Below are 24,457 nucleotides of genomic sequence, written 5' to 3' on the forward strand. Positions count from 1 at the left end.
CATGAGTGACGAGTTGGTCGTCGTCACGGTGACGTACTCACCGGGTCCACACCTCGACCGGTTCCTGGCGTCGCTGTCGCACGCCACCGACCGTCCGGTGACGGTCGTGATGGCCGACAACGGCTCCACTGACGGTGCGCCCGAGGAGGCGCTCACGCGTCATCCCAACGCCCGATTGCTGCGCACCGGCGGCAATCTCGGATACGGCAGCGCGATCAACCGTGCGGTCGCCGAGTACGTGAAGGACTCGGACAACAACGACTTCTTCGTGGTGGCCAACCCCGACGTGCAGTGGGGCCCGCACAGCATCGACATCATGCTCGAAGCCGCCGCCCGTTGGCCGCGCGCGGGTGCCCTCGGGCCGCTGATCCGCGATCCCGACGGTTCGGTGTATCCCTCGGCCCGGCACCAGCCCAGCCTGGTGCGCGGTGGGATGCACGCCGTCGTGGGGCCGTTCTGGAAGTCCAACCCGTGGACCGCCGAATATCGTCAGGAGCGCCGGGAGCCCAGCGAACGCACCGTCGGCTGGCTGTCGGGATCATGTCTGTTGCTGCGCCGGTCGGCGTTCGAGGAGATCTCGGGCTTCGATGAGCGCTACTTCATGTACATGGAGGACGTCGACCTCGGTGATCGGCTGTCGCGGGCGGGCTGGCAGAACGTCTACGTGCCGGCCGCCGAGGTTTTGCACGACAAGGGCCATGCGACCGGCAAGGATCCCGCGCGCAACTTGGCCGCCCATCACACCAGCACCTACACTTTCTTGGCGGATCGGTACCCCCGGTGGTGGCAGGGTCCGCTGCGGTGGACGATTCGAAGCTCGCTCGCCGCGCGTGCGGGCCTGGTGGTCCGCAACTCACGACGCCAACGGGCGAAAGGACGGCGCTGGTGAATCCCGCACATGTTGACGCCGTCATCCTCGTCGGCGGCCTGGGCACCCGGTTGCGGCCGTTGACGCTTTCCGCGCCCAAGCCGATGTTGCCGACGGCCGGTCTGCCGTTCCTGACGCACCTGTTGTCGCGCATCGCCGAGGCCGGAATCGAGCACGTCGTGCTCGGCACGTCGTACAAGGCCGCGGTGTTCGAGTCCGAGTTCGGCGACGGCTCCAAGTTCGGTCTGCAGATCGACTACGTGGTCGAGACCGAACCGCTGGGCACCGGCGGCGGCATCGCGAATGTCACCGGGAAGCTGCGGCACGACACCGCGCTGGTGTTCAACGGTGACGTGTTGTCCGGGGCCGACCTGCGCGCGCTGCTGAACTCGCATGAGAGCAACGCCGCCGATGTCACGCTGCACCTGGTACGCGTGGGCGACCCTCGGGCATTCGGTTGCGTGCCAACCGATTCCGACGGAATGGTGACCGCCTTTCTCGAGAAGACCCAAGACCCTCCGACCGATCAGATCAACGCGGGCTGCTATGTGTTCAAGCGTGAGGTGATCGAGCGCATCCCCAAGGGCCGGGCGCTTTCGGTCGAACGCGAGGTGTTCCCGGGCCTGCTGTCCGATGGGCTTCGGGTGTGCGGCTACGTCGACTCCACGTACTGGCGAGACATGGGCACGCCGGAGGACTTCGTGCGCGGATCGGCCGATCTGGTGCGCGGCATCGCGCCGTCGCCCGCACTTGGCGGGCACCGCGGTGAGAAGTTGGTGCACGACGGCGCCAGCGTCGCACCGGGGGCACTGCTGGTCGGTGGCGCAGTGGTCGGCCGCGGCGCTGAGATCGCCGGTGGCGCACGGTTGGACGGCGCGGTCATCTTCGACGGCGCGCGGGTGGGCGCCGGCGCGGTGATCGAACGCTCGATCGTCGGGTTCGGTGCCCGGATCGGCCCGCGCGCGTTGATCCGCGACGGCGTGATCGGCGACGGCGCCGATATCGGTGCCCGCTGCGAACTCCTTCGCGGTGCGCGCGTGTGGCCGGGAGTGACGATTCCCGACGGCGGAATCCGCTTCTCGACCGACGTATGAGTCGGAGCGATTTCGGTGCTCGCACAGTCGCTGAGCGAGCGTTTGGGCACCGAAATCACCGATGACGGGCGGCGGCGGCCAATTGGGTGAGGCCGAAGTCGCAGTCCTCTGGTAGCGCGTCCAGCGGCCACCACCGAAGATCCAAAGACTCCTCGCTGACCGCGATTTCGGCGTCGGCGGGAGCGCGCACGATGAATTGCATGTCGAGGTGACGGGTCGGCACCCCGAGCGAGCACGTGACGGGATGCACGTGTAACGCGGCCATGACCGGATCGATCGTGAGACCGTCGATACCGGATTCCTCGGTGGCTTCCCGCAACGCCGCCGCGACGACGTCGGAATCGGTCGGCTCGCAATGCCCGCCGAGTTGCAGCCATCGCCCGAATCGGGGGTGCAATGTCAGAAGCGCCCGCGTGCCGGTGTGGTCCACCACGAGCGCCGACCCCGTGACGTGGCCGGGAGCGCATTCGCGCAGGCACCCGTCCGGTCTGGCGGCCAGGAACGCCAGTACCGCGTGCCGCAGGGTGTCCTGCGCGGGATCCGGTGCGTGCCAACGGGTCAGGATCTCGACCGCCGATGCGTGCAGGCTCACTTGCGAACCAGTAATCCGTCGGTCGGCACGGGCTTCCGCGGTCGCGACGGCATCCCGTCTTCTGGATAGCCGATCGCGATCGCGCCCAACGGTTCCCAGTCCTCGGGCAGATCGAGCTCCGCACGGACGATGTCGGGGGCGAAGATCGTCGACCCGATCCAACAGCTCCCGACACCCCGCACGGCCAACGCCACCAGCAGCGCCTGTACCGCCGCGCCAACCGCGACGGTGAACATCGTGTGTTCGGCGGCCGTGCGGTCGGCGTCCGGATAGCTGTGCGCGCCGTCGGGCACCATGAACGGGATGACGACTTCCGGCGCCTCGTAGAGGATTCGGCCGCGTTCGACGCGCCGTTCGACGGCGTCGGCGGGACGCCCGTCGGCGGTGAGGTCCGCGCGCCATTTGTCCCTCATCCGATCCAGCAGAACCGACCGTCGAGCCGGGTCCTGCAACCACACGAACCGCACCGGCCGGGTGTGATGCGGCGCCGGCGCAGTGAGGGCCTCGGCGACAGCGGATTCCACGAGTTCGGGCTCAACGGGCTCGGCCGTGAACCGGCGCACCGAACGTCGCAGCCGCTGCGCCTGGCTCCTGCCGAGCGCGATGGCCTCCTCGGTCCCGAGCCAGAACAGGTCCTCCTCGCCTGCCCGTACCAGCCGGCGCGCGGTGGAACCGTCGTCGGGCAGCCGCAGCCCGCGCACCACCGCGACGGGGATGTCGGTCAGCTTGCCTTTCACCAGATCCGCGGCCGCGGCGATCTCGTCGGCGACCGCGATCTCGGTGACGATCAGTTCGTTGCCGTGCCTGTCGACCGAACCGCCGTAACCGTGCAGGACGGTCACTCCCGCCGCGCCGATCGCGACGTCTGTCTGCCCGTTGCGCCACGCCCGGCCCATGGTGTCGGTGACGACGACGCCGACGGTCACGTGCAGACGCTCGCGCAGAGCCGATGCCAGTGCCGCGGCGCTGGCATCGGGATCGGTTGGCAGCAAGGCGAGTTCGGCCGAGTCGACATTGGATCCGTCGACGCCCGCGGCGGCCTGAACCAGGCCGATCGCGTTCTCGGTGATCAGCGTGCGGCCCTTGCGCGCGAGCACGCGGACCGCCTCGGCGTCGATTAGCCTGCGCCGCAGCACGTCGCGTTCTTCCGGGTCCATGGGCGCATCGACGATGCGGCCCTCACACTTCGATATCACCTTGCTCGTGACCACGACGATGTCGTCGTCGCGCAGCCACGGCGCGGCCGCGGCGATCGCCGCCGCGAGGTCGTCGCCGGGCCGGAACTCGGGCAGTCCTGTGACGGGCAACAGCTCCACCGCGGCGGCGGAGCCATGGTCGCCGCTCGGCGGCGCCGTTGGGGAAGGGTCGCCGCTCGGCGGCGCCGTTGGGGAAGGGTCGCCGCTCGGCGGCGCCGTTGGGGAGGGGTCGGTCATGGCTTCACGCCTGCCAAATCCATTCCGGCGCGGACCATCTCGCCGGTGACTTCGGGATCGGTCATGAGCAGGGGCACCGCGCGGACCTCGACACCGTCGATTTTCGCGCCGTCCCCCTCGTGCACCAGCCAACCGTCGAGGATCCCGACACCGGAGCGCGCGCCGTAGTGGCTGCCGACGGCTTCGGAGGTGCTCGGCACGCCGATCACGGAGAGGCATTCATCGGCCATGCCACGTAACGGCTTCCCGCCGATGATGGGCGAGTAGCCGATGACCGGCGCCGGTGTCGATCGCAGTGCGCCGCGGATACCGGGAACGGCGAGGATCGCGCCGATGCTCACCACCGGGTTCGAGGGGGCGAGGAGGACGACGTCCGCCGATTCGATCGCCTCCGCGACGCCGGGCCCCGCGGTGGCCTTGTCGGCGCCGACGAAAGCGAAGCTGTGCGTCGGGACTTTCGCGCGGTACCGCACCCACCACTCCTGAAAATGGATGGCGCGCCTGTCTCCGGCATACTCGCCGGGGCCGGGATCGGTGATGACGACGTGTGTTTCGCTGCGGTCGTCACTGGCCGGCAGCAGTCTGGCCCCAGGAGCCCACCTGGCGCACAGCGCCTCGGTCACCTGCGACAGCGGATAACCCGCGCGCAACATCTGGCTCCGCACGAGATGGGTCGCCAGGTCCCGGTCGCCGAGTCCGAACCAGTCGGGTTGGACGCCGTAGGCCGCGAGTTCCTCCTTGGCATGCCAGGTTTCATTGCGGTGTCCCCAGCCACGGTCGGGATCGATACCACCGCCGAGCGTGTACATGCACGTATCGAGGTCCGGACAGATCCGCACGCCGAACATCCACGCGTCGTCGCCCACATTGACCACTGCAGTCAGTTCGTGCTCAGCAGTATCATCAGTCCCAGCAGTACCTTTGGTGGCGCCAAACTGCCCCAGCCCCAACAGATGTTGCACGCCGAGCAGGAAGCGGGCGCCGCCGACGCCGCCGACCAGTACGGTGACCTTCACATCGATCGAGGGTAGGCCGTCCAAGCGAGTTCGGTACGGGCAGGAGTGCGGTCGGCCCGCCCGGCCGGGAGTGTGATGGACACGCCGAGGTCACGACTCGCCGTATTTCGATCACGGAATGGTATGAATTCCTGTTCTAGAGCTTGACCAGGGCGACTGACGCGTGTGTAATCACAGCAGTGTCATTTCCCGGTAGGCCATCCGGTTCCGGTGCCGCAGACCGAGATTCGATCACTTGTTCGAATTGGAAGTGTTCCACGTTCCGGTGGGCCACTTATAGGGGATCAACGAGACCAGGTGAGGAGGCGGAAGATGTCTTTTGAGTTCGGCGATTTCGATCGCATGGTTCGGTTCGACAGCCGAGTCTTCGGCTCAGTAGACAGCGCGCCGCACGCCCATTCGGAACCGGCACCGGTTGAGACGCCGCGGCGTCCGCAGCTGAGTTTGGTGCCAGATCCGATCGATGTGGCGCCGGCACTGACACCGGAGGATGAACTCTGGCAGGAGAAGGCGCTGTGCGCCCAAACCGACCCCGAGGCGTTCTTCCCGGAGAAGGGCGGCTCGACGCGCGAAGCCAAGCGGATCTGCCAGGGCTGCGAAGTGCGCGACGCCTGCCTGGACTACGCGCTGGCGCACGACGAACGCTTCGGAATCTGGGGCGGCCTGTCCGAGCGCGAGCGTCGCCGCCTCAAGCGCGGAATCATCTGAGCCGCGGGGTCAATCGTCGTCGATCGTCGGGTCGATGACGGACGGCTCGACGCCCAGATATGTGGCGACCTGAGCTACCAGGATTTCATGCAGCAACTCCTCGAGTTCGGCGGAGTCCTTGGCCCGCCGCTCGATCGGCTTGCGGAACAGTACAATTCGCGCGCGTGTGGCGTTCCCCCTGACGTCCACGCCCGCCGGGATCAGCCGGGCCAGTGCGATCGGTCCGTCGGCGATCACTTCCGGCGGCCACTGCACACTGTCGGGATCCTTCGGCGCGATCCGTGGTATCTCGTCGACCGCCACGTCGAGTTGCGCCAGCCGGTCCTGCCAGCGCCGCTCGATCGGCTCGTAGGCCTCCAGCACCGCCATGTCGAACTTCTCGGCGCGACTGCGCCAGCCCGGCACCGTCGGGGGAAGTAACGGCCCGCGCATCTCGCGACCCCGGCGCGCGCGCATGTGTCCACGCTTGGCCACCGCTTGGGTGCTCCTTTCGTGCGCGATGCACTGGATCGTAACGGTTCGAGATCGGCCGTCGGCAGGCCGCGCGTGTCCGGCGGCGTGCAGAGTGCGGCCACGATAGCCTTCCGCTGTGAACGTTCCCCGTCGCTGTTGCCGGCCCGGGTGTCCGCACTATGCGGTCGCGACGCTGACATTCGTCTACGCCGACTCCACGGCGGTCGTCGGCCCCCTCGCGACGGTGGCCGAACCGCACTCATGGGACCTGTGCGTCGTGCACGCCGGCCGCGTCACCGCCCCCCGCGGCTGGGAACTGGTGCGGCACGCCGGTCCACTGCCCGCACACCCCGACGAAGACGATCTGGTCGCGCTCGCCGATGCGGTCCGGGAGGGCCGTGACGTCGCCCCGCCGATCAACCGGATGGCGACCGGGTTCTCCGACCCCGTCACCGGTGCACCCGGGGGCTCGCTGATGGCGCCGCCTGCCAGACGACCGGAGTCCAACGGCCGTCGCCGAGGCCATCTGCGGGTGCTGCCGGACCCCACCGACTAGACCGCATGCGGGTCACTGCGGCCCGTTAGGCTGGCTCCAGTAGTAGTCCGTGTCACAAGGAGTCCTAATGTCCCGGCCCGCCGCGTCGGTTCATCGCGTCATCAAGGCGTATGACGTGCGTGGCCTGGTCGGTGCCGAACTCGACGAGGCGTTCGTCGCCGACGTCGGCGGCGCCTTCGCACGCCTCGTCCGGGACAACGCGTCGCAGCTGGTCATCGGCTACGACATGCGGGCCAGCTCACCCGCACTGGCGGACGCGTTCGCCGAGGGCGTCACCGCCCAGGGCCTCGACGTGGTGCGGATCGGACTCGCCTCGACCGACCAGCTGTACTTCGCCTCGGGCCTTCTGGACTGCCCCGGCGCGATGTTCACCGCCAGCCACAACCCGGCCGCCTACAACGGCATCAAGCTGTGCCGCGCGGGCGCCAAACCCGTGGGCAAGGACACCGGGCTGACGACCATCGCCGAAGAGGTCATCGCGGGTGTCCCCGGCTACGACGGTGCGCCCGGCGCGATCAGCGACCGCGATGTGTTGGACGCCTACGGCGAGTTCCTGCGGTCGCTGGTGAGCCTGGCCGATCTGCGACCGCTCAAGGTCGCCGTGGACGCGGGCAACGGTATGGCCGGCCACACCACGCCGGCGGTGTTGGGTCCGATTTCCGGTATCACGCTGGCGCCGCTGTACTTCGAGCTCGACGGCACCTTCCCCAACCACGAAGCCAATCCGCTGGATCCAACCAACCTGGCCGATCTACAGGCCTTCGTCCTGCAAACCGGCGCCGATATCGGGCTGGCCTTCGACGGCGACGCCGACCGGTGTTTCGTCGTCGACGAGAAAGGGCATCCGGTCTCGCCGTCAGCGGTGACCGCGTTGGTCGCCGCGCGGGAACTCGGCAGGGAGATCGGCGCCACGGTGATTCACAACCTGATCACCTCACGGGCGGTGCCCGAACTGGTGACCGAGCGAGGGGGGACGCCGGTTCGCAGCCGTGTCGGGCACTCCTATATCAAGGCGCTGATGGCCGAGACCGGTGCGATCTTCGGCGGCGAGCACTCGGCGCACTACTACTTCCGCGACTTCTGGGGCGCCGACTCCGGCATGCTGGCGGCCTTGCACGTGCTGGCCGCGCTCGGCGAACAACACCGGCCGCTGTCGGAGATCATGGCCGACTACCAACGCTACGAGGCGTCCGGCGAGATCAACTTCACCGTCACCGACGCCGAGCGATGCGTGGACGAGGTGCTCAAGGCGTTCGGCAGCCGGATCCACTCGATCGACCACCTCGACGGTGTGACCGTCGACCTCGGTGAGGGCACCTGGTTCAACCTGCGGATGTCCAACACCGAACCCCTGCTGCGGCTCAATGTCGAAGCCCGCACCACCGACGAGATCGACCAGATCGTCGGACAGGTCTCCGAAACCGTTTCCGGTCGGGTCCCTTCCGACTCCGAGGTGGTCACGTGACCACTGGACCATCCGCGACCATCGACCTCGACGACGTCGACGCCCTGCTCGGTGCCGACCGCGAGGGTCTGCTGCGCGCGGCGTCGATGGCCGGCGCCCAGGTTCGTTCCACCGCCGCCGCGCTCGCGGAGGGCGAACTGGAGTCGCTGCGCAGCGACGGGACCCCGCGGACGCTGATCTGGGTCGCCGGTCGCGGCAACGCGGAGACGGCCGGATCGCTGCTGGCTTCGGCGTGGGGTGGATCCGTGGCCGCGCCCATCGTCGTCGCCTCCGAGGTTCCGCCGTGGATCGGTCCGCTCGACGTGCTGGTCGTCGCGGGCGACGACCCGGGCGATCCCGCTCTGGTGAACGCGGCCGCCACCGGAGTGCGGCGCGGCGCGCGCGTGGTGGTCGTCGCGCCGTATGAAGGACCGCTGCGCGATGTCGCGGCCGGCCGGGCGGCGGCGCTGTCGCCCAGGGTGTGGGTGCCCGACGAGTTCGGGTTCGTGCGCTACCTCGCCGCCGGGCTGGCGACACTGGACGCCGTCGATCCGACCATGCACGTCGATCTCGAGGCGCTGGCCGACGAACTCGACGCCGAAGCGCTTCGCAACAGCGCGAACCGGGAGCTGTTCACGAATCCGGCCAAGACACTGGCCGAGCGGATGTCCGACCGCGAAGTGGTGCTGGCCGGTGACAGCGCGGCGACGCTGGCGGTCGCTCGGCACTGTGCGGCCATCCTCTTGCGCATCGCTCACCGCGTTGTCGCCGCGGCCGCCTTCGCCGATGCGCTCGTGGTGCTGCGCGGTGGAATGGCGGGAACGTCGGCGGCCGACCGGGAGCGGTCGATGTTCCACGACGAACAGATCGACGGTCCGCTTCCCCGGCGGATGCGCACGTTCGTGCTGACCACCGATGCCGAGCAGCCGATCGTCGCTGCCCGGGCAGCGGATCTCGACGATGTCGATGTGCTCAGCGCGCAGGACGTGCCGGAACTGCCGGAGGCAGCAGCGGTGCCGGACGCGTCGACGGCGGCGGGCATGGAACAGCAGTTGGCCATGCTCGCGGTCCGCTTGGAGATGACTGCCGTCTACCTGAAACTAGTTCGAGGTTAGCCAGTGCACTTGCTACGCGGAGCGGTGCGGACCTATGCCTGGGGTTCACGCACGGACATTGCCGAGTTCACTGGAAGGCCCAGTCCCACAGCACATCCCGAGGCAGAGCTGTGGTTCGGCGCCCATCCCGGTGACCCGGCCATGCTGGAGACCGACGACGGAGAGCGTTCGCTGCTCGACGCGCTGCGTGACGATCCCGAGGGGCAGTTGGGCGCGGCGGTCTGCGCGCGCTTCGGCGAGGCGCTGCCGTTCCTTGTCAAGGTGCTGGCCGCCGACGAGCCGTTGTCGCTTCAGGCGCATCCCAGCGCCGAGCAGGCGGTCGAGGGCTATGAACGCGAGAACCGGCTGGGCATCCCCGTTTCGGCGCCCAACCGCAACTACCGCGACCCTAGCCACAAGCCCGAATTGATTGTCGCCGTAAGGCCATTCGAGGCACTCGCCGGTTTCCGGCCGGTCGGGCGGACCATCGAGTTGATGCGTGCGCTCGAGGTCAGCGATCTCGATCCGTTCGTCAACCTGCTCTCCGGCCAGCCGGACGGTGACGGCCTGCGCGCGCTGTTCACGACCTGGATCACCGCACCGCAACCCGACCTGGACATCTTGGTACCCGCGGTGATCGACGGGGCCATCCACTACGTGTGTTCGGGCAGAGCCGAATTCGCGGCCGAGGCCAGGACCGTGCTCGAGCTCGGCGAACGCTATCCCGCCGACGCGGGTGTGCTGGCGTCTCTGCTCCTCAACCGCATCACCCTGAATCCCGGCGAGGGCATCTATCTGCCCGCGGGCAACCTGCACACCTATCTCAGCGGTGTCGGTGTGGAGGTGATGGCCAACTCCGACAACGTGTTACGCGGGGGGTTGACACCCAAACACGTCGATGTCCCGGAGTTGTTGCGGGTGCTCGACTTCACTCCCGCCGAGGATGTGGTGGTCCGGCCCGAGAACGTCGAAGACGGCATCGAATGGGTGTACCGCACACCGGCACAGGAGTTCTCGCTGTCGGTGCTGGACATCGACGCCGAACGGGTCGGCTACGAGATCGACGCACCCACGAGGCACGACGGCCCGCAGCTGTTGCTGTGCGCCCAGGGGTCGACGGTGGTGCACGCCAAGGGCGGCACCGTCACGCTGAACCGGGGATCTGCGGCGTGGGTGCCCGCCGACGAGGGGCCGATCCGGCTGGCGGCCACGGAGCCGACGCGACTGTTCCGCGCAACCGTCGGAATCTAGCGCGCGCTCAGTGCGCCGTGTCGTCCTTGGGACGGCCGAACGGCAGCACATGCATGACCGCGACGACGATCGCGCCGACCACCAGACCGATGACCGCCGACGCGGCCGTGTTGACCAGCCACGCCAGCACACCGCCGATCCCGCCGACGGCGTGGTGGACGATCTCCTCGACGTGGTGCACGGCGCTGTAGGGCAGGTGCCAACCCAACTCGTCACTTCCGATCAGCAGGATGTGACCACCGACCCACAACATCGCCACCGTGCCGATGAGTGAAAGCGCGGCAAGGAGTTTCGGCATCCCGGCCACCAGGCCGCGGCCGATCTTCTGCGCGAACTTCGAACTGCGCTGAGCGAGGTGCAGGCCGATGTCGTCCATCTTCACGATGCCGGCGACGACGCCGTACACCGCGAGCGTGATCACGATCGCGACGACGACCAGGATGATCAGCCGCGGCCAGAACGACTGATCGGCCACCTCGTTCAGCGCGATCACCATGATCTCGGCCGACAGGATGAAATCGGTGCGGATGGCGCCGGTCACCATGAACTTCTCGGCGTCCTCGCCCTCGGCCGCGACGGGGGCGTGGTGGCCGTGGCTGGAATCTCGTCGAAGCAGCCCCAGGACCTTCTCGGCGCCCTCGTAGCAGAGGTACGTCGCACCGAGCATCAACAGCGGCGTCAGCAGCCACGGCAGGAACTGGCTGAGCAGCAGCGCGGCGGGAAGGATGAACAGCAGCTTGTTGCGCAGCGAGCCGATCGCGATGCGCTTGATGATCGGCAGTTCGCGCTCGGCGGCCAGCCCGTGAACGTACTGCGGCGTCACGGCGGTGTCGTCGACGACGACGCCGGCGGCCTTGGCCGTGGCCCGGCCCGCGGCCGCCCCGATGTCGTCGACCGATGCGGCGGCCATGCGGGCCAGGACCGCGACGTCGTCCAGCAGCCCGAACAATCCTGCGCTCATCGCGTCCTCGTCATGGCCAAGAAAGTACCCGCTACTGCCCGGTTCACGCCGATTGAGGCACCGCCGCGGCTTGTTTGGCCGCCCGCCTCTCGGCCAGCCACAACCGCAGATTGTGCCGGATGGTGCGGCCCACCAGCCGCGGCGAGGGCACCATGTAGAGGCTGTCGAGCAGGCTGAACCGGCGCAGAAACCACTCGGCGAGAACGGGATCGGTCTCCGCGGCACCGAGAAACTGATCGAACAGCCCGCCGACCGGTTTGTACCACCACTTCGCCTCGCCGCTCGCGTTGTGCAGCGTCAGGTCGCCGATGGCCGTCATCACCCACACCGGCCACGTCGTCTTGGCCGTCGCCTTCGCCAGAGCACCGGCCACGTCCGGATCGCCGGATGTCAGCACCGAGCGCAGGTTGCCGGCCTGGATCGCGGTCATGGTCATGCCCTGGCCGAACGTCGGGTTGAAGCTGACGACGGCGTCCCCGAACGGGATGATGCCCGCGGGGAAGCGCTCCAGGGTGTCGTAGCGGCGCCACCGACTCGTCGGATAGCGGTGGAACGCCATCTCGCCCAACGGGGTGGCCTGCCGCAGCGCGGCCGAGACGTGCGGGGGAAGGATGTCGTCGGCCAGGTCGAGGATCTGCTCGACGGTCTGCGGCGGCGGCACCTTGCCCACCCCGAAGGCCGTGACGTTCCAGTTGCCGTCCTCGTAGAACAGCATGCCGATGCCGAGCGGTTGGTCTCGCGAAGCGCCCGCGACGACGACCTTCTCGGCCAACAGGCCGTCGGGCACGTGGAACTGGTGGCTGGCATACGCGATGCCGACATCGACCGTTTCTTCGGTTGGACGCGCGTAACCCCACTTCTCGAGCCACGCGGGCAGCCGGGTGCCCCGACCGGCGGCGTCGACCACCAGATCGGTCTCGACGGTCTGACCCGAATCGAGCAGCACACCGGTCACGCGTTCCCGTGCGGCGTCGTAGACGGGTTCGGTGACGCCGGCGTGCACGAAGTCGACGTTGTCGATGCCCTTCACCCGCTTGCGGATCTGCCATTCGAGTTGGGGTCTGCTGGGCACGTAGGCGGTGAACTCGTCACGCAACCGGTGTGCGGTACCGAGCACGTGCCCGGCCGCGCCGAAGTGGATGCAGTCGGGCCGGTTCTCCAGGATCGGGACGCCGTCGGCCACCATGTCGGCGAGCAGGCCGGGGAAATGGCTCTCGAACTCTTCGGCGCCGCGGGCCATCAGCAGATGAACGTGACGGCCCTGCGGCACGGCCGCGCGGTTGGCGGGATCGTCGGGCAGATCGTCGCGCTCGTAGATGGTGATCCGATCGCTGACATCAGAGAGCACCCGGGCCGCGCACATGCCCGCGAGGCTCCCCCCGATGACGGCCACGTGTTTATAACTCCGCCCCATTGGGTGCACGGTACTCGGTAGATTGCCCGAACGGACCCAACCAGGAGGACGTGCGATGGCTCGGCGGACGAAGTCGGTGGAGCAGTCCATCGCCGACACCGATGAACCCGACACCCGGTTACGCAAAGACCTGAACTGGTGGGACCTCACCGTGTTCGGGGTGTCCGTGGTGATCGGCGCGGGCATCTTCACCATCACCGCCTCGACCGCCGGTAACATCACCGGGCCCGCGATCTCGATCTCGTTCGTCCTCGCCGCGATCGCCTGCGGGCTGGCCGCGCTGTGCTACGCGGAGTTCGCCTCGACGGTGCCGGTCGCGGGCAGCGCCTACACGTTTTCCTATGCGACGTTCGGCGAGTTCGTCGCCTGGGTCATCGGCTGGGACCTGATCCTCGAGTTCGCGGTCGCGTCGGCGGTGGTCGCGAAGGGATGGTCGAGCTACCTCGGCGAGGTTTTCGAGTTCGGCGGTGGGACCGCCGATCTCGGTGTCGTGCAACTGGATTGGGGCGCACTGCTGATCATCGCGTTTGTCACCACCATCCTGGCCCTGGGCACGAAGCTTTCCGCCGGGGTCAGCCTGGCGATCACCGTGATCAAGGTGGCGGTGGTGCTGCTCGTGGTCGCCGTCGGCGCCTTCTACATCAAGGCGGCCAACTACTCGCCGTTCGTGCCGCCTGCCGAACCCGGCGAAGGCGGACGGGGGACCGACCAGTCGCTGCTCTCGCTGATCACCGGCGCCGAGGGCAGCAGCTACGGGTGGTACGGCCTGCTGGCCGGCGCCTCCATCGTGTTCTTCGCGTTCATCGGTTTCGACGTCGTGGCCACCACCGCGGAGGAGACCAAGAACCCGCAGCGGGACGTGTCCCGCGGCATCCTGGCCTCGCTCGGGATCGTGACGGTGCTCTACGTCGCGGTGGCTTTGGTGTTGACCGGCATGGTGCACTACACCGAGCTGCGCGAGGCGGGGGAGAAGGCCAACCTCGCAACGGCTTTCAGCGCCAACGGGATCGACTGGGCGGCGAAGGTGATCTCGATCGGTGCACTCGCGGGCCTGACCACGGTGGTGATCGTGCTGGTGCTCGGCCAGACGCGGGTCTTCTTCGCGATGTCGCGCGACGGGCTGATTCCTCGTGGGCTGGCCAGGACCGGACGCCACGGCACGCCGGTGCGTATCACGCTGATCGTCGGCGTGCTGGTGGCCATCACGGCGTCGGTGTTCCCGATCGGCAAGCTCGAGGAGATGGTCAACATCGGCACGTTGTTCGCGTTCGTGTTGGTGTCCGCGGGCGTGATCGTGCTTCGACGGTCCCGGCCCGACCTCAAACGTGGCTTCCGAGTCCCGGGCGTGCCGTGGTTGCCGATCGCCTCGATCGTGGCCTGCGTGTGGTTGATGCTGAACCTCACCGCGCTGACGTGGATCCGCTTCCTGATCTGGATGGCGATCGGCGTTGTCATCTACTTCCTGTACGGCCGTCGCCACTCGGTGCTCGGCCGCCGCGAACGCCAGGAGATCTCGGCGTAGCCCTGTAACAGGGTTTCCACCGCTGCCGAGCGCGCAGCCTTGTACACATCTCGAGCTCGAGACCGTACAAGGCTGCACGCTCGCACGCCACAGTGCCTTACATAGGATGAGTTTGTGTCTAGACAACCGACAAATTGACCTCTATAGTCAAATTCGGACGTGATGGCACTCACTTCAGGAGGCTCGGCAATGGCCATGCAGACCCAGGAACCGGACATCGCTGCGTGGCGCGACAAGAAGCGCTACCTGTGGCTGATGGGCCTGATCGCCCCGACCGCACTGTTCGTGATGCTCCCGCTGGTGTGGGCCTTCAACCAGTGGGGCTGGCACGCCGCCGCGCAGGTGCCGTTCTGGATCGGGCCGATCCTGCTCTACATCCTGCTGCCGGCGCTGGACCTCAAGTTCGGGCCCGACGGGCAGAACCCACCCGACGAGGTGATGGAGCGACTGGAGAACGACAAGTACTACCGCTACTGCACCTACGCCTACATCCCGTTCCAGTACGCCAGCGTGATCCTCGGCGCCTACCTGTTCACCGCATCGGACCTGAGTTGGCTCGGGTTCGACGGCGGATTGGGCTGGCCGGCCAAGATCGGCCTGGCGCTGTCGGTCGGCCTGCTCGGCGGGGTGGGTATCAACACCGCGCACGAGATGGGGCACAAGAAGGACTCGTTGGAGCGCTGGCTGGCCAAGATCACGCTGGCGCAGACCTGTTACGGCCACTTCTACATCGAGCACAACCGCGGCCACCACGTGCGCGTCGCCACCCCGGAGGACCCGGCGTCGGCCCGCTTCGGTGAGACGTTCTGGGAGTTCCTGCCGCGCAGCGTGTTCGGGTCGCTGAAGTCGGCGTGGGAGCTGGAGGCCAAGCGGCTCGAGCGGGCAGGCAGGAGTAAGTGGCATCCGAGCAACGACGTGCTCAACGCGTGGGCGATGTCGATCGTGTTGTACGGCGCGCTGATCGCGGTGTTCGGCTGGGCGTTGATCCCCTACATCATCATCTCGGCGGTGTTCGGCTTCACGCTGCTCGAGACCGTCAACTATCTCGAGCACTACGGCCTGCTGCGGCGCAAACTCGACTCCGGTCGCTACGAGCGGTGCGCGCCCGTGCACAGCTGGAACTCCGATCACATCGTGACCAACCTGTTCCTGTATCACCTGCAGCGCCACAGCGACCACCACGCCAACCCGACCCGGCGCTACCAGACGCTGCGCAGCATGGAGGGTGCGCCGAACCTGCCCAGCGGGTACGCGTCGATGATCGCGTTGACGTACTTTCCGCCGTTGTGGCGCAAGGTGATGGACCACCGGGTGCTCGACCACTATGACGGTGACATCACCCGGGTGAACGTGCATCCCCGCATGCGTGACAAGGTGTTGGCCCGCCACGGGGTGCACGCATGACCGCCTATCGCTGCCCGGGCTGTGACTACGTCTACGACGAAGCCAAAGGTGCTCCGCGGGAGGGCTTTCCGCCCGGCACAGCCTGGACCGAGATTCCCGAGGACTGGTGCTGCCCCGACTGCGCAGTGCGCGAGAAGGTCGATTTCGAGAGCGTCTGAGCCGAGTTCGAGAAAGGAACATCCGATGAGCGAGCCGTACAAACTGTTCGTCTGCGTGCAGTGCGGATTCGAATACGACGAGGAGAAGGGCTGGCCGGAGGACGGTATCGCCCCCGGCACGCGCTGGGACGATATTCCCGACGACTGGAGTTGCCCGGACTGCGGCGCGGCCAAGTCCGACTTCGAGATGGTCGAGGTCGCCCGTCCGTGACGCTAGTCTCGCGCGTGTGAACAGCCCGCGCCGGACCGCGCCGCGCATCCCCTACGCCGAAGCGTCGAGGGTGCTGCTGCGCGACTCCATCCTGGACGGGATGCGCGAACTCCTGCTCACCCGCGACTGGTCGGCGATCACCCTCGCCGACGTCGCCAAGGCGGCAGGCATCAGCCGCCAGACCATCTACAACGAGTTCGGCTCGCGCCAGGGACTGGCGCAGGCCTACGCCATGCGCCTGGCCGACCGGCTCGTCGACCAGATCGACGACGCCATCGAGGGCCACGTTGGCGACGTCTTCGCCGCGTTCCACCAGGGCTTCCGCGACTTCTTCGCCGAGTCCGCGGCCGACCCGCTGGTCATCTCGTTGCTGACGGGCGAGGCCAAACCCGACCTGTTGCAGCTCATCACCACCGACAGCGGGCCGATCATCATCCACTGCAGCAGGCGGCTGACCCAGACGTTCGTCGACAGCTGGGTGAAGGCCAGCGAAGAGGACGCCGGAGTGCTGGCCAGGGCCATCGTCCGGCTCGCGATGAGCTACGTCTCGATGCCGCCCGAAACCGACCCGGCCGCATCGCCCGCTCGCGGCCACGACGTGGCGCGTGACCTGGCCCGATTGATGACGCCCTTCGCCGAACGCTACGGTGTTATCGATATTCCTTAGCTGTCAGAGCGCCACGGCTGGTTCAACCGCACGCGCCTGTCCCGCGAGCCCGCAGGCTATGGATGTCTACTCAGATGTCGCCGTGCGCACATCTGTGCGCTCATAGGCAATGCTCATAGACACGACGAATGAAAAGGGGCTCTACATGACTGAGCTGAAGGCCGACTCCCTCAACGGGATCGACTACAAGGTCGCCGACCTGTCTCTGGCCGACTTCGGCCGCAAGGAGATCCGCCTGGCCGAGCACGAGATGCCCGGTTTGATGGCGCTGCGCGAGGAGTACCACGACGTCCAGCCGCTCAAGGGCGCGCGGATCTCGGGCTCGCTGCACATGACCGTGCAGACAGCGGTGCTGATCGAGACGCTGACGGCGCTGGGCGCCGAGGTCCGCTGGGCCTCGTGCAACATCTTCTCCACCCAGGATCACGCCGCCGCGGCCGTCGTCGTCGGCCCGCACGGCACCCCGGAGGAGCCCAAGGGCACCCCGGTGTTCGCGTGGAAGGGCGAGACGCTGGAGGAGTACTGGTGGGCCGCCGAGCAGATGCTCACCTGGGAAGGCGAGCCGGCGAACATGATCCTCGACGACGGCGGCGACGCCACGATGATGGTGCTGCGCGGCGCGCAATACGAGAAGCAGGGCGTGGTCCCGCCCGCCGAGGACGACGATCCGGCGGAGTGGAAGGTCTTCCTCGGCGTGCTGCGCGAGCGCTTCGAGACGGACAAGACGAAGTGGACGAAAATCGCCGAATCGGTCAAGGGTGTCACCGAGGAGACGACGACCGGCGTGCTGCGTCTCTACCAGTTCGAGGCCGTCGGTGAGCTGCCGTTCCCGGCGATCAACGTCAACGACTCGGTCACCAAGAGCAAGTTCGACAACAAGTACGGCACCCGGCACTCGCTGATCGACGGCATCAACCGCGGCACGGACGTGCTGATCGGCGGCAAGAAGGTGCTGATCTGTGGTTACGGCGACGTCGGCAAGGGCTGCGCGGAGTCGCTGGCCGGCCAGGGTGCGCGGGTGTCGGTCACCGAGATCGATCCGATCAACGCGCTGCAGGCCCTGATGGACGGGTTCGACGTGGTCACCGTCGAGGACGGCATCGGCCAGGCCGACATCGTCATCACGGCCACGGGCAACAAGGACATCATCACCCTCGAGCACATGCGGGCGATGAAGGACCAGGCCATCCTGGGCAACATCGGCCACTTCGACAACGAGATCGACATCGCCGCCCTCGAACGCTCGGGCGCCAAGAAGCTCAACATCAAACCGCAGGTCGACCAGTGGATCTTCGACGACGGCAAGTCGATCGTGGTGCTGTCCGAGGGCCGGCTGCTCAACCTGGGCAACGCGACCGGCCACCCGTCGTTCGTGATGAGCAACAGCTTCTCCAACCAGGTCATCGCCCAGATCGAACTGTGGACCAAGAACGACGAGTACGACAACGCGGTGTACCGGTTGGCCAAGCACCTCGACGAGAAGGTCGCGCGCATCCACGTCGAGGCACTCGGCGGTCAGCTGACCAAGCTCACCAAGGAGCAGGCCGAGTACATCGGCGTCGATGTGGAGGGCCCGTACAAGCCCGAGCACTACCGCTACTGATCGACACCCGAAAGCCCCCCGGCACATCCGCCTGCCGGGGGGCTCTCGCTTTCGTGGGCATCGGCCACGGACGGGTTGTGCTGCGGCGGTTCAGGGTGTCGGGTCCAAGCCTCCGCAGTGGTTCTTCAGATCCATGAGCGGCTGCCGGATGCCGGCCATCTCGGCCTTCTCCTGCGGGTGGCTGGCCATGTATCCCTTCACCTGCTCGGCCACCCCCTCACGCGACATGCCCCGCAGCGTGCTCATGAAGCCGTTGAGATCAGGGTGGGTGAACAGGTAGGCCGACGTTGACGCGTCGACCCCGGCGCGGACGCCTTCGAGGTCGGCGCTGGTGCAGTTCGGTGGTTCGGCGCTGGCCGACGGCGACAAGCCGAGCAGCGCGGCGCCGGCCAAAACGGCCAACGAGAGCGGGTATGCCCTACGGGTTCCGGACATCGGACGGACTCCTTCGGTCGAGGTGTCAGTGCCAGTGTGGAACCGAGTGATCGCTGATGCTCTGCGTCCCAAGCAGATTCACAGGAGGCGCGCAGAAACCCTGCAGCGGCGCGGCTACGCCGGATACTCGTCGCGCTTGCGCGGCCAGTCGGAGAAGTCCTCGCCGCGGCCCTTGGGCGCCCGGTCCAGCAGCTGCCAGGTGGCGTTCAGCGCTTCCGTGCCGCGATCGTAGGTCGAGTAGGTGTGGTAGACCACGCCGTCTTCCAACGCGAAACAGCTCAGCGCCATCAACTCCATGACGTCGAGCATGCTGCCGCTGCCCGATCCGAAGTCGCGGCGCGGCGTCGGAACATGCATGTAGCCGAAGAAGTCGGTGTCGAAATCGCTGTCCCCGGAGGACACCCACTCCACCTCCCAGCCCATCCGCTGCTTGTAAGCGCTCAGAACCGGCAGCGGCGAACGCGACGAGAGAATGAATGTGACGTCGCGCTGCGCCAGGTGCGGGACGGCCCCGACGAGATTGTCGGTTTCGAAGGTGCAGCCCGGACAGCCCTCCGGTGTCTTCGGGCCGTGCATGAAATGCCGCACGATCAACTGGGATCGGCCGTCGAACAGTTCGGCGAGCGTGCGGCGTCCGGCCGTGGTGTCGAACTCGTATGGCTTGTCGACCCGCACCCACGGCAGTGCCTGCCGCTCTTTTGCCAGCTCGGCGGCCCTGCGGGTTAGCTCCTTCTCGTTGGCCAACTGTCGCTCGTAGGCCGCTCGCCACTGGTCACGCGTCCCGACCGCGTGCGTCGTCATTTCAACTACCTCCTCGTCACGTGAGCATTCGGCTAGGCAGACTCGCGCCGGCGCGTGAACTCATCGCTCGACCCGCCGGGCGTACCTCGTCGGCGCCGTGGGTATCCGTTGCCGTTGAAGCCCAATGCTGCCTCGGGAGAGACCATGACGACCAGGCCCGAATCATCGGCGGGCCTGCACCACGTCACGGCGATCGCCGCGGACCCGCAGCGCAACGTCGACTTCTACCGCGAGGTGCTTGGCTTGCGGCTGGTGAAGAAGACGGTCAACTTCGACGCGGCCGACGGCTACCACCTGTATTTCGGCGACGAGTCCGGCCGACCCGGCACGCTGATCACCTTCTTTCCATGGCCTGGCCTCCCGCCCGGGCGCCGCGGCACCGGCCAGGCCACCACCGTGTCGCTGTCGGTGCCGCAGGCGTCGCTGGGCTGGTGGCGGGACCGGCTGACGGCCTTGGATGTCGCGGTCGGTGAGCCGGGCACCCGCAACGGGGAGGACGCCATGACGGTGCGCGACCCCGACGGTCTGTGCCTGGAACTGGCCGCCCACCCCGAGGCCGCCGACGAACCGGTCTGGGAACAGGGGCCTGTCGCCGCCGAGCACGCGATCCGCGGGCTGCATTCGGTCACGCTGACCGAGGCCGGTTTTGAAAGCACCGCCGAACTACTCACCGACACAATGGGATTCCGCTACATCGACGAGTCGGGCAACCGGTTCCGGTTCCGCACCGGCGACGGCGGCGCGAGCTCACGGCTCGATGTGGTGTGCTCACCGGAGGCGCCACGAGGACTCGTCGCCGCCGGCGCCGTGCACCACATCGCCTGGCGGGTCCCCGACGACGCCGACCAGCAGCGCTGGCGCGAACTCCTGCTGGGCAACGGGCTCAACGTCACACCGATCCTGGACCGCAACTACTTCCGGTCCATCTACTTTCGCGAACCCGGCGGAGTGCTGTTCGAAATGGCCACCGACACTCCGGGATTCACCGTCGACGAACCGTTGATGGAATTGGGGCGGACGCTGAAGCTGCCGCCGTGGCTGGAGCCGGACCGGGCCGCGATCGAGGCCGCGCTGCCGCAACTGCGCGACCCGGACATGCGGGTCATGCCGTGACCGACTACGGGCACGACCTGATCTTCGGCACTTTCGTCACGCCGAACAACAGCCCCGCCCGTCAGGCCGTCGACCAGGCCGTCGTTGCCGAGCGGGCGGGCCTGGACCTGGTCACCTACCAGGACCACCCGTACGTGGCGAGGTTTCACGACACCTGGACGTTGCTGTCCTACGTCGCCGCGCGAGCCGAACGAATCCGGCTGAGCGCCAACGTGATCAACCTGCCGCTGCGCCCGCCGGCGGTGCTGGCCCGTTCGGTGGCCAGCCTCGATCTGCTCACCGGTGGTCGAGTCGAGCTGGGCCTGGGTGCGGGCGCGTTCTGGGACGGGGTGGCCGCGATGGGCGGGCCGCGCCGTGGCGCGGGGGAGTCGGTCACGGCGCTGGAGGAGGCCATCGCGATCATCCGCGGCATGTGGGACGTCGACGCCACCGGTGTGCTGACCGTTGACGGAGCGCACTACCGCGTGCGCGGCGCCAAACGCGGACCCGCACCGGCGCACGACGTCGGCATCTGGCTGGGCGCCTACCGGCCGCGGATGTTGCGGCTGATCGGCCGCGAAGCCGACGGGTGGCTGCCCTCGCTGCAGTATCTCCCCGGCGGCGTCGCCGACCTCACGGCGCTGAACCGCCACATCGACGACGCGGCGGCGGCCGCCGGACGCGAACCGCGCGCAATCCGCCGGCTGCTCAACATCGGCGGCAGCTTTTCCGGATCGGGCTTTTTGCAGGGACCTCCGCGGCAGTGGGCAGAGGAGCTCACCGACGTCGCGCTGGCCTTCGGCGTCAGCGGCTTCGTACTGGCCTCCGACGACACCGCCACCACCGAACGTTACGCCGCGGAGGTCGCCCCGGCGGTACGGCAGCTAGTTGCCGCCGAGCGGTAGCGGTTCTTGTTAGGGTCGGCGAGTGGGTCGCGGCGTGCGCGGGTTGGTCATCGCGTTCGTGCTCGCATTGTGCTGGGCGATCCCCGTGCCGGCGGCGGCCGACGACCCGACGATCGACGATCACCATCCGTATTTCAACGAAGACGAGTACCAGGCGTTCTACACGCCGCCGGATCCGCTGCCGCCGGGCAAGCCCGGCGACCTGATCCGCACCGAACCGTCGCGCCTCGTGCTCGAGCCGTCGGGTCAACTCGGCATGATCATGGCCGACGGCACCCGAATCATGTACCGCAGCAACGATGCTCGCGGTAACCCGAACGTCGTCACCGGTACGTACTTCGAGCCGCATGCGCCGTGGCCGTTCGGCGGGCCCCGCCCGCTGATCGTCTACGGCCCGGGCACCCAGGGCCAGGGCGACCAGTGCGCGCCGTCGCGTCAGTTCAATCAGGGCATCCACTGGTCGCCGTACCTCGACATCGCGTTCAACTACGAGGAGTTGTTCGTCGCGACGATGGTCGCGCGCGGTTTCGCGATCGTCATGACCGACTACGAAGGTCTGGGCACCCCGGGGCTGCACACCTACGCGAACCGGGTGTCGCAGGGCCACGCGATGCTCGATGCGGCGCGGGCCGCCAAGAACCTGCCCGGCACCTCGCTGGTTCCCGACGGTCCGCTGGCGTTCTGGGGTTACTCGCAGGGCGGTGGTGCGGCGGCGTCCGCCGCGGAGATGGCCGAGTCGTACGCCCCCGAACTCAACGTGGTCGGCTCCTACGCCGGGGCGCCGCCCGCCGATCTGAAGGCGCTGTTCCCGTTCATCGACGGCAGCATGCTGATCGGGGCGGTGGGATACGCGCTGAACGGGGTGATGAAGGCCTACCCGGAGCACGAGGCGGCGATCCGAGCGACGCTGACACCGCGCGGCGCCGACATGCTGTTCAAGGTGCAGGACCAGTGCGTCGCAGAGACCCTGACGAAGTTCATGTTCCGGCATCTGCAGCCCTACTTCAATCAGGACATCTTCGAACTCGTCGAGCAGGAGCCGTTCAGGTCGCTGTTCGACGAGCAGAAACTGGGCCGCACGAAACCCAATGCGCCCGTACTCATCAACGCCAACCGATTCGACCCGCTGGTTCCGTGGGCGCCCGCGATGCAGATGGGTCGCGACTGGTGCGCCCAGGGCGCAGACGTCGAGGCGCGCACCAACGAGCAACCGCCGTTCCTCAACAAGGCGATGGTCAACCACGGCCTGCCCATGCTGGTCGACGGTGAACCCGCCATGCAGTGGATCGCCGACCGATTCAAGGGTGTGCCGACGGCGCCGAACTGCGGACGGTTCTGACTCGGGCGGTCAACGCAGTCGAAAGAGCATCTCTCCCGCGCGCGGCACCACCAACGTGTCGGCGTCGTCCGCGTAGGTCTGCGGGTCCACCGAGTCCGGATCCAGATAACCCAGATTCGCGGCGCGGCAGACGTTCTCGGGAATCCGGGTGGCGAGTGTGACCCGGACACGGAGCTTCTCCTCGCCCGTTTGGGCGTCATAGGTGCCCGCACCCCGAAGGTGCGTGGAGTGGGCCAACACACCCCAGGGCAGCGCGGCGAAACGGTCCCACTGTTTGACGAAGTAATCGCGGCAGTGGTAGCCGATCTCGTAGATCTCGGGGTGGGAGGCGGACAGTTCCGTGACGTGCGGGGCGTAGAGGATCACCTCGCCGTCGTCGGCGACCACCGGCTCCACCTTGTAAAAGCCCTTGGCCGCGGTCCAGATGTCGTCGTACATCTGCGGGACGATCGAGAACACCCGGCGGACGGGCGCATCGAGGTAGGTGACGTGGGTGGCCGCACACACCTCGGCCGCCGACGCCCAGGATGCGACGGTGTCCCCGAACGACAGCGAATGCAGGCCGCTGGTCTGTACCGGCGATCGCACGGTGCTGCCCACGGCGCTGTCGGTTGCGCCGTCGGCGGTCTCGGCGGTGACCGCGCACAATGCCAACTTCTCGCCGGGAATCAATGCCGCCCCGTCGTCGATCAGGGCGCGCACCGGGGTGATGCCTGTCGTGCCGATGATCTCGGCCGAGGTGATCAGGGCGCCCAGCCAGTGCGAGACGTCGATGATCTTCTGGCCGCCCACCCCCGGGAAGAAGTACTTGTTGCCGCCGGAGATGCCGACCACCTCGTGCGGCAGGACGGGCCCGAGCACCAGGGCGATGTCGTGGTCGACGACGGCGCGGTTGAGCAACACCGGCACAGCGAGGTTCATCCGCCCTTCGGACAGCTCGGCGATGCGGGATGCGGGGATGGTGCCGAGGTCGACGAAGCTCTCCGGTTTCCACCACTCGTGGTTGATCACCGTGGTGCCCGGATAGCTGTCCGCCAGGCGCCCGGGTTGGTAGCCGAGGTGCTCGGCGAGCGCCTCTTCGCTCATCTTGGCGTGCGTGCCCAACGCGATCAGCACGGTCAGCCGGCTCACGCGTCCGTACAACGCAGCGTGCACCGCACGCAACAGCAGCGGAAGCGGACACGTGCGGGTGGCGTCGGGCACGAGGACACAGACACTGCGCCCGTCGAACGGATGGGCGCCGAGTTGCTCGTGGACGAACTCGGTGACCTCGTCCTCGGTGAGCACGGTTGCCGCACCGCCGACCCGCGCTGCGCTCGCGGCCAGCCCGGGCGGTACCTCGCCGATCAGTGTCATGACCCCGATCCTGCGGTCCGCTCGACGCGTTGGCAAGGACGCCCGGCAGGGAGGCGTTGGCAGGGAGGAATTGGCACTGT

25 protein-coding genes are annotated in these 24,457 nt (G+C 67.7%); 16 read left to right on the top strand and 9 right to left on the bottom strand.

Annotation, left to right across the window (positions count from 1 at the left end; translation table 11 throughout):
- Position 1: 1 nt before the first annotated feature.
- Both AU197_RS02190 and manB read left to right on the top strand, forming a co-directional pair.
- The gene (locus AU197_RS02190; protein ID WP_064400719.1) at positions 2–889 is read left to right on the top strand and encodes a glycosyltransferase family 2 protein; all 888 of its coding nucleotides are present in this window, start codon (positions 2–4) and stop codon (positions 887–889) included.
- Entirely contained in the window at positions 883–1,962 is a 1,080-nt protein-coding gene (gene manB / locus AU197_RS02195; protein WP_064400892.1) for a mannose-1-phosphate guanylyltransferase, read from the top strand. Before AU197_RS02190 ends, manB begins: the two co-directional genes overlap by 7 nt.
- A 55-nt stretch (positions 1,963–2,017) precedes the next feature.
- Here the strand turns inward: manB and AU197_RS02200 are convergent, their stop codons facing one another.
- The 3 genes from AU197_RS02200 to cofD are packed head-to-tail and all read right to left on the bottom strand — an operon-like array spanning position 2,018 to position 5,003.
- Positions 2,018–2,554 (bottom strand): NUDIX hydrolase, encoded by a 537-nt coding sequence (locus AU197_RS02200; RefSeq protein WP_064400720.1) that lies wholly within the window; start codon positions 2,552–2,554, stop codon positions 2,018–2,020.
- The gene (locus tag AU197_RS02205; RefSeq protein ID WP_082696453.1) at positions 2,551–3,987 is read right to left on the bottom strand and encodes a coenzyme F420-0:L-glutamate ligase; all 1,437 of its coding nucleotides are present in this window, start codon (positions 3,985–3,987) and stop codon (positions 2,551–2,553) included. The genes AU197_RS02200 and AU197_RS02205 overlap by 4 nt, the downstream gene beginning before the upstream one ends.
- Positions 3,984–5,003, bottom strand: coding sequence for a 2-phospho-L-lactate transferase (gene cofD, locus AU197_RS02210; protein ID WP_064400722.1), 1,020 nt, complete (start codon positions 5,001–5,003; stop codon positions 3,984–3,986). Before cofD ends, AU197_RS02205 begins: the two co-directional genes overlap by 4 nt.
- 447 nt (positions 5,004–5,450) lie before the next feature.
- Between cofD and AU197_RS02215 the strand changes: the two genes are divergently transcribed.
- Positions 5,451–5,711: a WhiB family transcriptional regulator gene (locus AU197_RS02215; RefSeq protein ID WP_231744793.1), complete on the top strand. Its 261-nt coding sequence runs from the start codon at positions 5,451–5,453 to the stop codon at positions 5,709–5,711.
- A 9-nt stretch (positions 5,712–5,720) separates the two neighbouring features.
- Here the strand turns inward: AU197_RS02215 and AU197_RS02220 are convergent, their stop codons facing one another.
- Entirely contained in the window at positions 5,721–6,143 is a 423-nt protein-coding gene (locus tag AU197_RS02220; RefSeq protein ID WP_064400894.1) for a metallopeptidase family protein, read from the bottom strand.
- 157 nt (positions 6,144–6,300) lie between these two features.
- Between AU197_RS02220 and AU197_RS02225 the strand changes: the two genes are divergently transcribed.
- The 4 genes from AU197_RS02225 to manA all read left to right on the top strand — a co-directional run bounded on the left by AU197_RS02225 (position 6,301) and on the right by manA (position 10,509).
- A complete protein-coding gene (locus AU197_RS02225; protein ID WP_064400724.1) occupies positions 6,301–6,720 on the top strand; it encodes a DUF3499 domain-containing protein in 420 nt (139 codons plus the stop codon).
- Positions 6,721–6,787: 67 nt separating this feature from the next.
- Positions 6,788–8,185 carry a phosphomannomutase/phosphoglucomutase gene (locus AU197_RS02230; RefSeq protein WP_064400725.1) on the top strand — a complete coding sequence of 466 codons (1,398 nt, stop codon included), beginning with the start codon at positions 6,788–6,790 and terminating at the stop codon, positions 8,183–8,185.
- Entirely contained in the window at positions 8,182–9,279 is a 1,098-nt protein-coding gene (locus AU197_RS02235) for a hypothetical protein (protein ID WP_064400726.1), read from the top strand. The genes AU197_RS02230 and AU197_RS02235 overlap by 4 nt, the downstream gene beginning before the upstream one ends.
- Before the next feature lie 3 nt (positions 9,280–9,282).
- On the top strand, positions 9,283–10,509 hold the full coding sequence (gene manA, locus AU197_RS02240) for a mannose-6-phosphate isomerase, class I (protein ID WP_064400727.1): 1,227 nt from the start codon (positions 9,283–9,285) through the stop codon (positions 10,507–10,509).
- Positions 10,510–10,516: 7 nt separating this feature from the next.
- On the opposite strand, the gene AU197_RS02245 is transcribed toward manA, so the two are convergent.
- Positions 10,517–11,470: a DUF808 domain-containing protein gene (locus tag AU197_RS02245; protein ID WP_064400728.1), complete on the bottom strand. Its 954-nt coding sequence runs from the start codon at positions 11,468–11,470 to the stop codon at positions 10,517–10,519.
- Positions 11,471–11,513: 43 nt separating this feature from the next.
- Positions 11,514–12,884 carry an FAD-dependent oxidoreductase gene (locus tag AU197_RS02250; protein ID WP_064400729.1) on the bottom strand — a complete coding sequence of 457 codons (1,371 nt, stop codon included), beginning with the start codon at positions 12,882–12,884 and terminating at the stop codon, positions 11,514–11,516.
- Positions 12,885–12,939: 55 nt separating this feature from the next.
- On the opposite strand from AU197_RS02250, the gene AU197_RS02255 reads away from it, so the two are divergent.
- From AU197_RS02255 to ahcY, 6 genes are all read left to right on the top strand, one after another.
- The gene (locus AU197_RS02255; RefSeq protein ID WP_064400730.1) at positions 12,940–14,406 is read left to right on the top strand and encodes an amino acid permease; all 1,467 of its coding nucleotides are present in this window, start codon (positions 12,940–12,942) and stop codon (positions 14,404–14,406) included.
- A 189-nt stretch (positions 14,407–14,595) separates the two neighbouring features.
- Positions 14,596–15,810, top strand: a complete 1,215-nt coding sequence (locus AU197_RS02260) for an alkane 1-monooxygenase (RefSeq protein ID WP_156434272.1) — start codon at positions 14,596–14,598, stop codon at positions 15,808–15,810.
- Positions 15,807–15,968, top strand: a complete 162-nt coding sequence (locus AU197_RS02265) for a rubredoxin (protein ID WP_064400731.1) — start codon at positions 15,807–15,809, stop codon at positions 15,966–15,968. The genes AU197_RS02260 and AU197_RS02265 overlap by 4 nt, the downstream gene beginning before the upstream one ends.
- Before the next feature lie 25 nt (positions 15,969–15,993).
- Entirely contained in the window at positions 15,994–16,179 is a 186-nt protein-coding gene (locus tag AU197_RS02270; protein WP_064400732.1) for a rubredoxin, read from the top strand.
- A 16-nt stretch (positions 16,180–16,195) separates the two neighbouring features.
- Entirely contained in the window at positions 16,196–16,846 is a 651-nt protein-coding gene (gene alkX / locus AU197_RS02275) for a TetR family transcriptional regulator AlkX (protein ID WP_064400733.1), read from the top strand.
- A 145-nt stretch (positions 16,847–16,991) separates the two neighbouring features.
- Positions 16,992–18,449: an adenosylhomocysteinase gene (gene ahcY / locus AU197_RS02280; protein ID WP_064400897.1), complete on the top strand. Its 1,458-nt coding sequence runs from the start codon at positions 16,992–16,994 to the stop codon at positions 18,447–18,449.
- Between the two features lie 90 nt (positions 18,450–18,539).
- Here ahcY and AU197_RS02285 read toward each other — a convergent pair whose 3' ends face one another.
- Together AU197_RS02285 and AU197_RS02290 are read right to left on the bottom strand one after the other, a co-directional pair.
- A complete protein-coding gene (locus tag AU197_RS02285; protein WP_064400734.1) occupies positions 18,540–18,884 on the bottom strand; it encodes a heme-binding protein in 345 nt (114 codons plus the stop codon).
- Between the two features lie 114 nt (positions 18,885–18,998).
- Entirely contained in the window at positions 18,999–19,685 is a 687-nt protein-coding gene (locus AU197_RS02290; protein ID WP_064400735.1) for a DUF899 domain-containing protein, read from the bottom strand.
- A gap of 144 nt (positions 19,686–19,829) precedes the next feature.
- Here AU197_RS02290 and AU197_RS02295 point away from each other — a divergent pair, with 144 nt between their 5' ends.
- The 3 genes from AU197_RS02295 to AU197_RS02305 are packed head-to-tail and all read left to right on the top strand — an operon-like array spanning position 19,830 to position 23,021.
- Entirely contained in the window at positions 19,830–20,798 is a 969-nt protein-coding gene (locus AU197_RS02295; protein ID WP_064400736.1) for a ring-cleaving dioxygenase, read from the top strand.
- Complete coding sequence (locus tag AU197_RS02300; RefSeq protein ID WP_064400737.1) at positions 20,795–21,682, top strand: LLM class flavin-dependent oxidoreductase; 888 nt, start codon at positions 20,795–20,797, stop codon at positions 21,680–21,682. The genes AU197_RS02295 and AU197_RS02300 overlap by 4 nt, the downstream gene beginning before the upstream one ends.
- Before the next feature lie 22 nt (positions 21,683–21,704).
- Positions 21,705–23,021, top strand: a complete 1,317-nt coding sequence (locus AU197_RS02305; protein ID WP_502687845.1) for a lipase family protein — start codon at positions 21,705–21,707, stop codon at positions 23,019–23,021.
- Between the two features lie 9 nt (positions 23,022–23,030).
- Here AU197_RS02305 and AU197_RS02310 read toward each other — a convergent pair whose 3' ends face one another.
- Positions 23,031–24,377, bottom strand: a complete 1,347-nt coding sequence (locus AU197_RS02310) for a lactate racemase domain-containing protein (RefSeq protein WP_064400738.1) — start codon at positions 24,375–24,377, stop codon at positions 23,031–23,033.
- Between the last annotated feature and the right edge of the window lie 80 nt (positions 24,378–24,457).

This window comes from Mycobacterium sp. IS-1590 (genome assembly GCF_001500025.1).
Classification (GTDB): domain Bacteria; phylum Actinomycetota; class Actinomycetes; order Mycobacteriales; family Mycobacteriaceae; genus Mycobacterium.

What these genes read in the sequence shown, in the direction of transcription:
- AU197_RS02190 (WP_064400719.1), top strand. Translation starts at nt 2, where the DNA reads ATGAGTGACGAGTTGGTCGTCGTCACGGTGACGTACTCACCGGGTCCA.
- AU197_RS02205 (WP_082696453.1), bottom strand. Translation starts at nt 3,987, where the DNA reads ATGACCGACCCCTCCCCAACGGCGCCGCCGAGCGGCGACCCTTCCCCA.
- AU197_RS02220 (WP_064400894.1), bottom strand. Translation starts at nt 6,143, where the DNA reads ATGCGCGGGCCGTTACTTCCCCCGACGGTGCCGGGCTGGCGCAGTCGC.
- AU197_RS02230 (WP_064400725.1), top strand. Translation starts at nt 6,788, where the DNA reads ATGTCCCGGCCCGCCGCGTCGGTTCATCGCGTCATCAAGGCGTATGAC.
- AU197_RS02245 (WP_064400728.1), bottom strand. Translation starts at nt 11,470, where the DNA reads ATGAGCGCAGGATTGTTCGGGCTGCTGGACGACGTCGCGGTCCTGGCC.
- AU197_RS02250 (WP_064400729.1), bottom strand. Translation starts at nt 12,884, where the DNA reads ATGGGGCGGAGTTATAAACACGTGGCCGTCATCGGGGGGAGCCTCGCG.
- AU197_RS02255 (WP_064400730.1), top strand. Translation starts at nt 12,940, where the DNA reads ATGGCTCGGCGGACGAAGTCGGTGGAGCAGTCCATCGCCGACACCGAT.
- AU197_RS02260 (WP_156434272.1), top strand. Translation starts at nt 14,596, where the DNA reads ATGGCCATGCAGACCCAGGAACCGGACATCGCTGCGTGGCGCGACAAG.
- AU197_RS02265 (WP_064400731.1), top strand. Translation starts at nt 15,807, where the DNA reads ATGACCGCCTATCGCTGCCCGGGCTGTGACTACGTCTACGACGAAGCC.
- AU197_RS02270 (WP_064400732.1), top strand. Translation starts at nt 15,994, where the DNA reads ATGAGCGAGCCGTACAAACTGTTCGTCTGCGTGCAGTGCGGATTCGAA.
- ahcY (WP_064400897.1), top strand. Translation starts at nt 16,992, where the DNA reads ATGACTGAGCTGAAGGCCGACTCCCTCAACGGGATCGACTACAAGGTC.
- AU197_RS02285 (WP_064400734.1), bottom strand. Translation starts at nt 18,884, where the DNA reads ATGTCCGGAACCCGTAGGGCATACCCGCTCTCGTTGGCCGTTTTGGCC.
- AU197_RS02290 (WP_064400735.1), bottom strand. Translation starts at nt 19,685, where the DNA reads ATGACGACGCACGCGGTCGGGACGCGTGACCAGTGGCGAGCGGCCTAC.
- AU197_RS02295 (WP_064400736.1), top strand. Translation starts at nt 19,830, where the DNA reads ATGACGACCAGGCCCGAATCATCGGCGGGCCTGCACCACGTCACGGCG.
- AU197_RS02310 (WP_064400738.1), bottom strand. Translation starts at nt 24,377, where the DNA reads ATGACACTGATCGGCGAGGTACCGCCCGGGCTGGCCGCGAGCGCAGCG.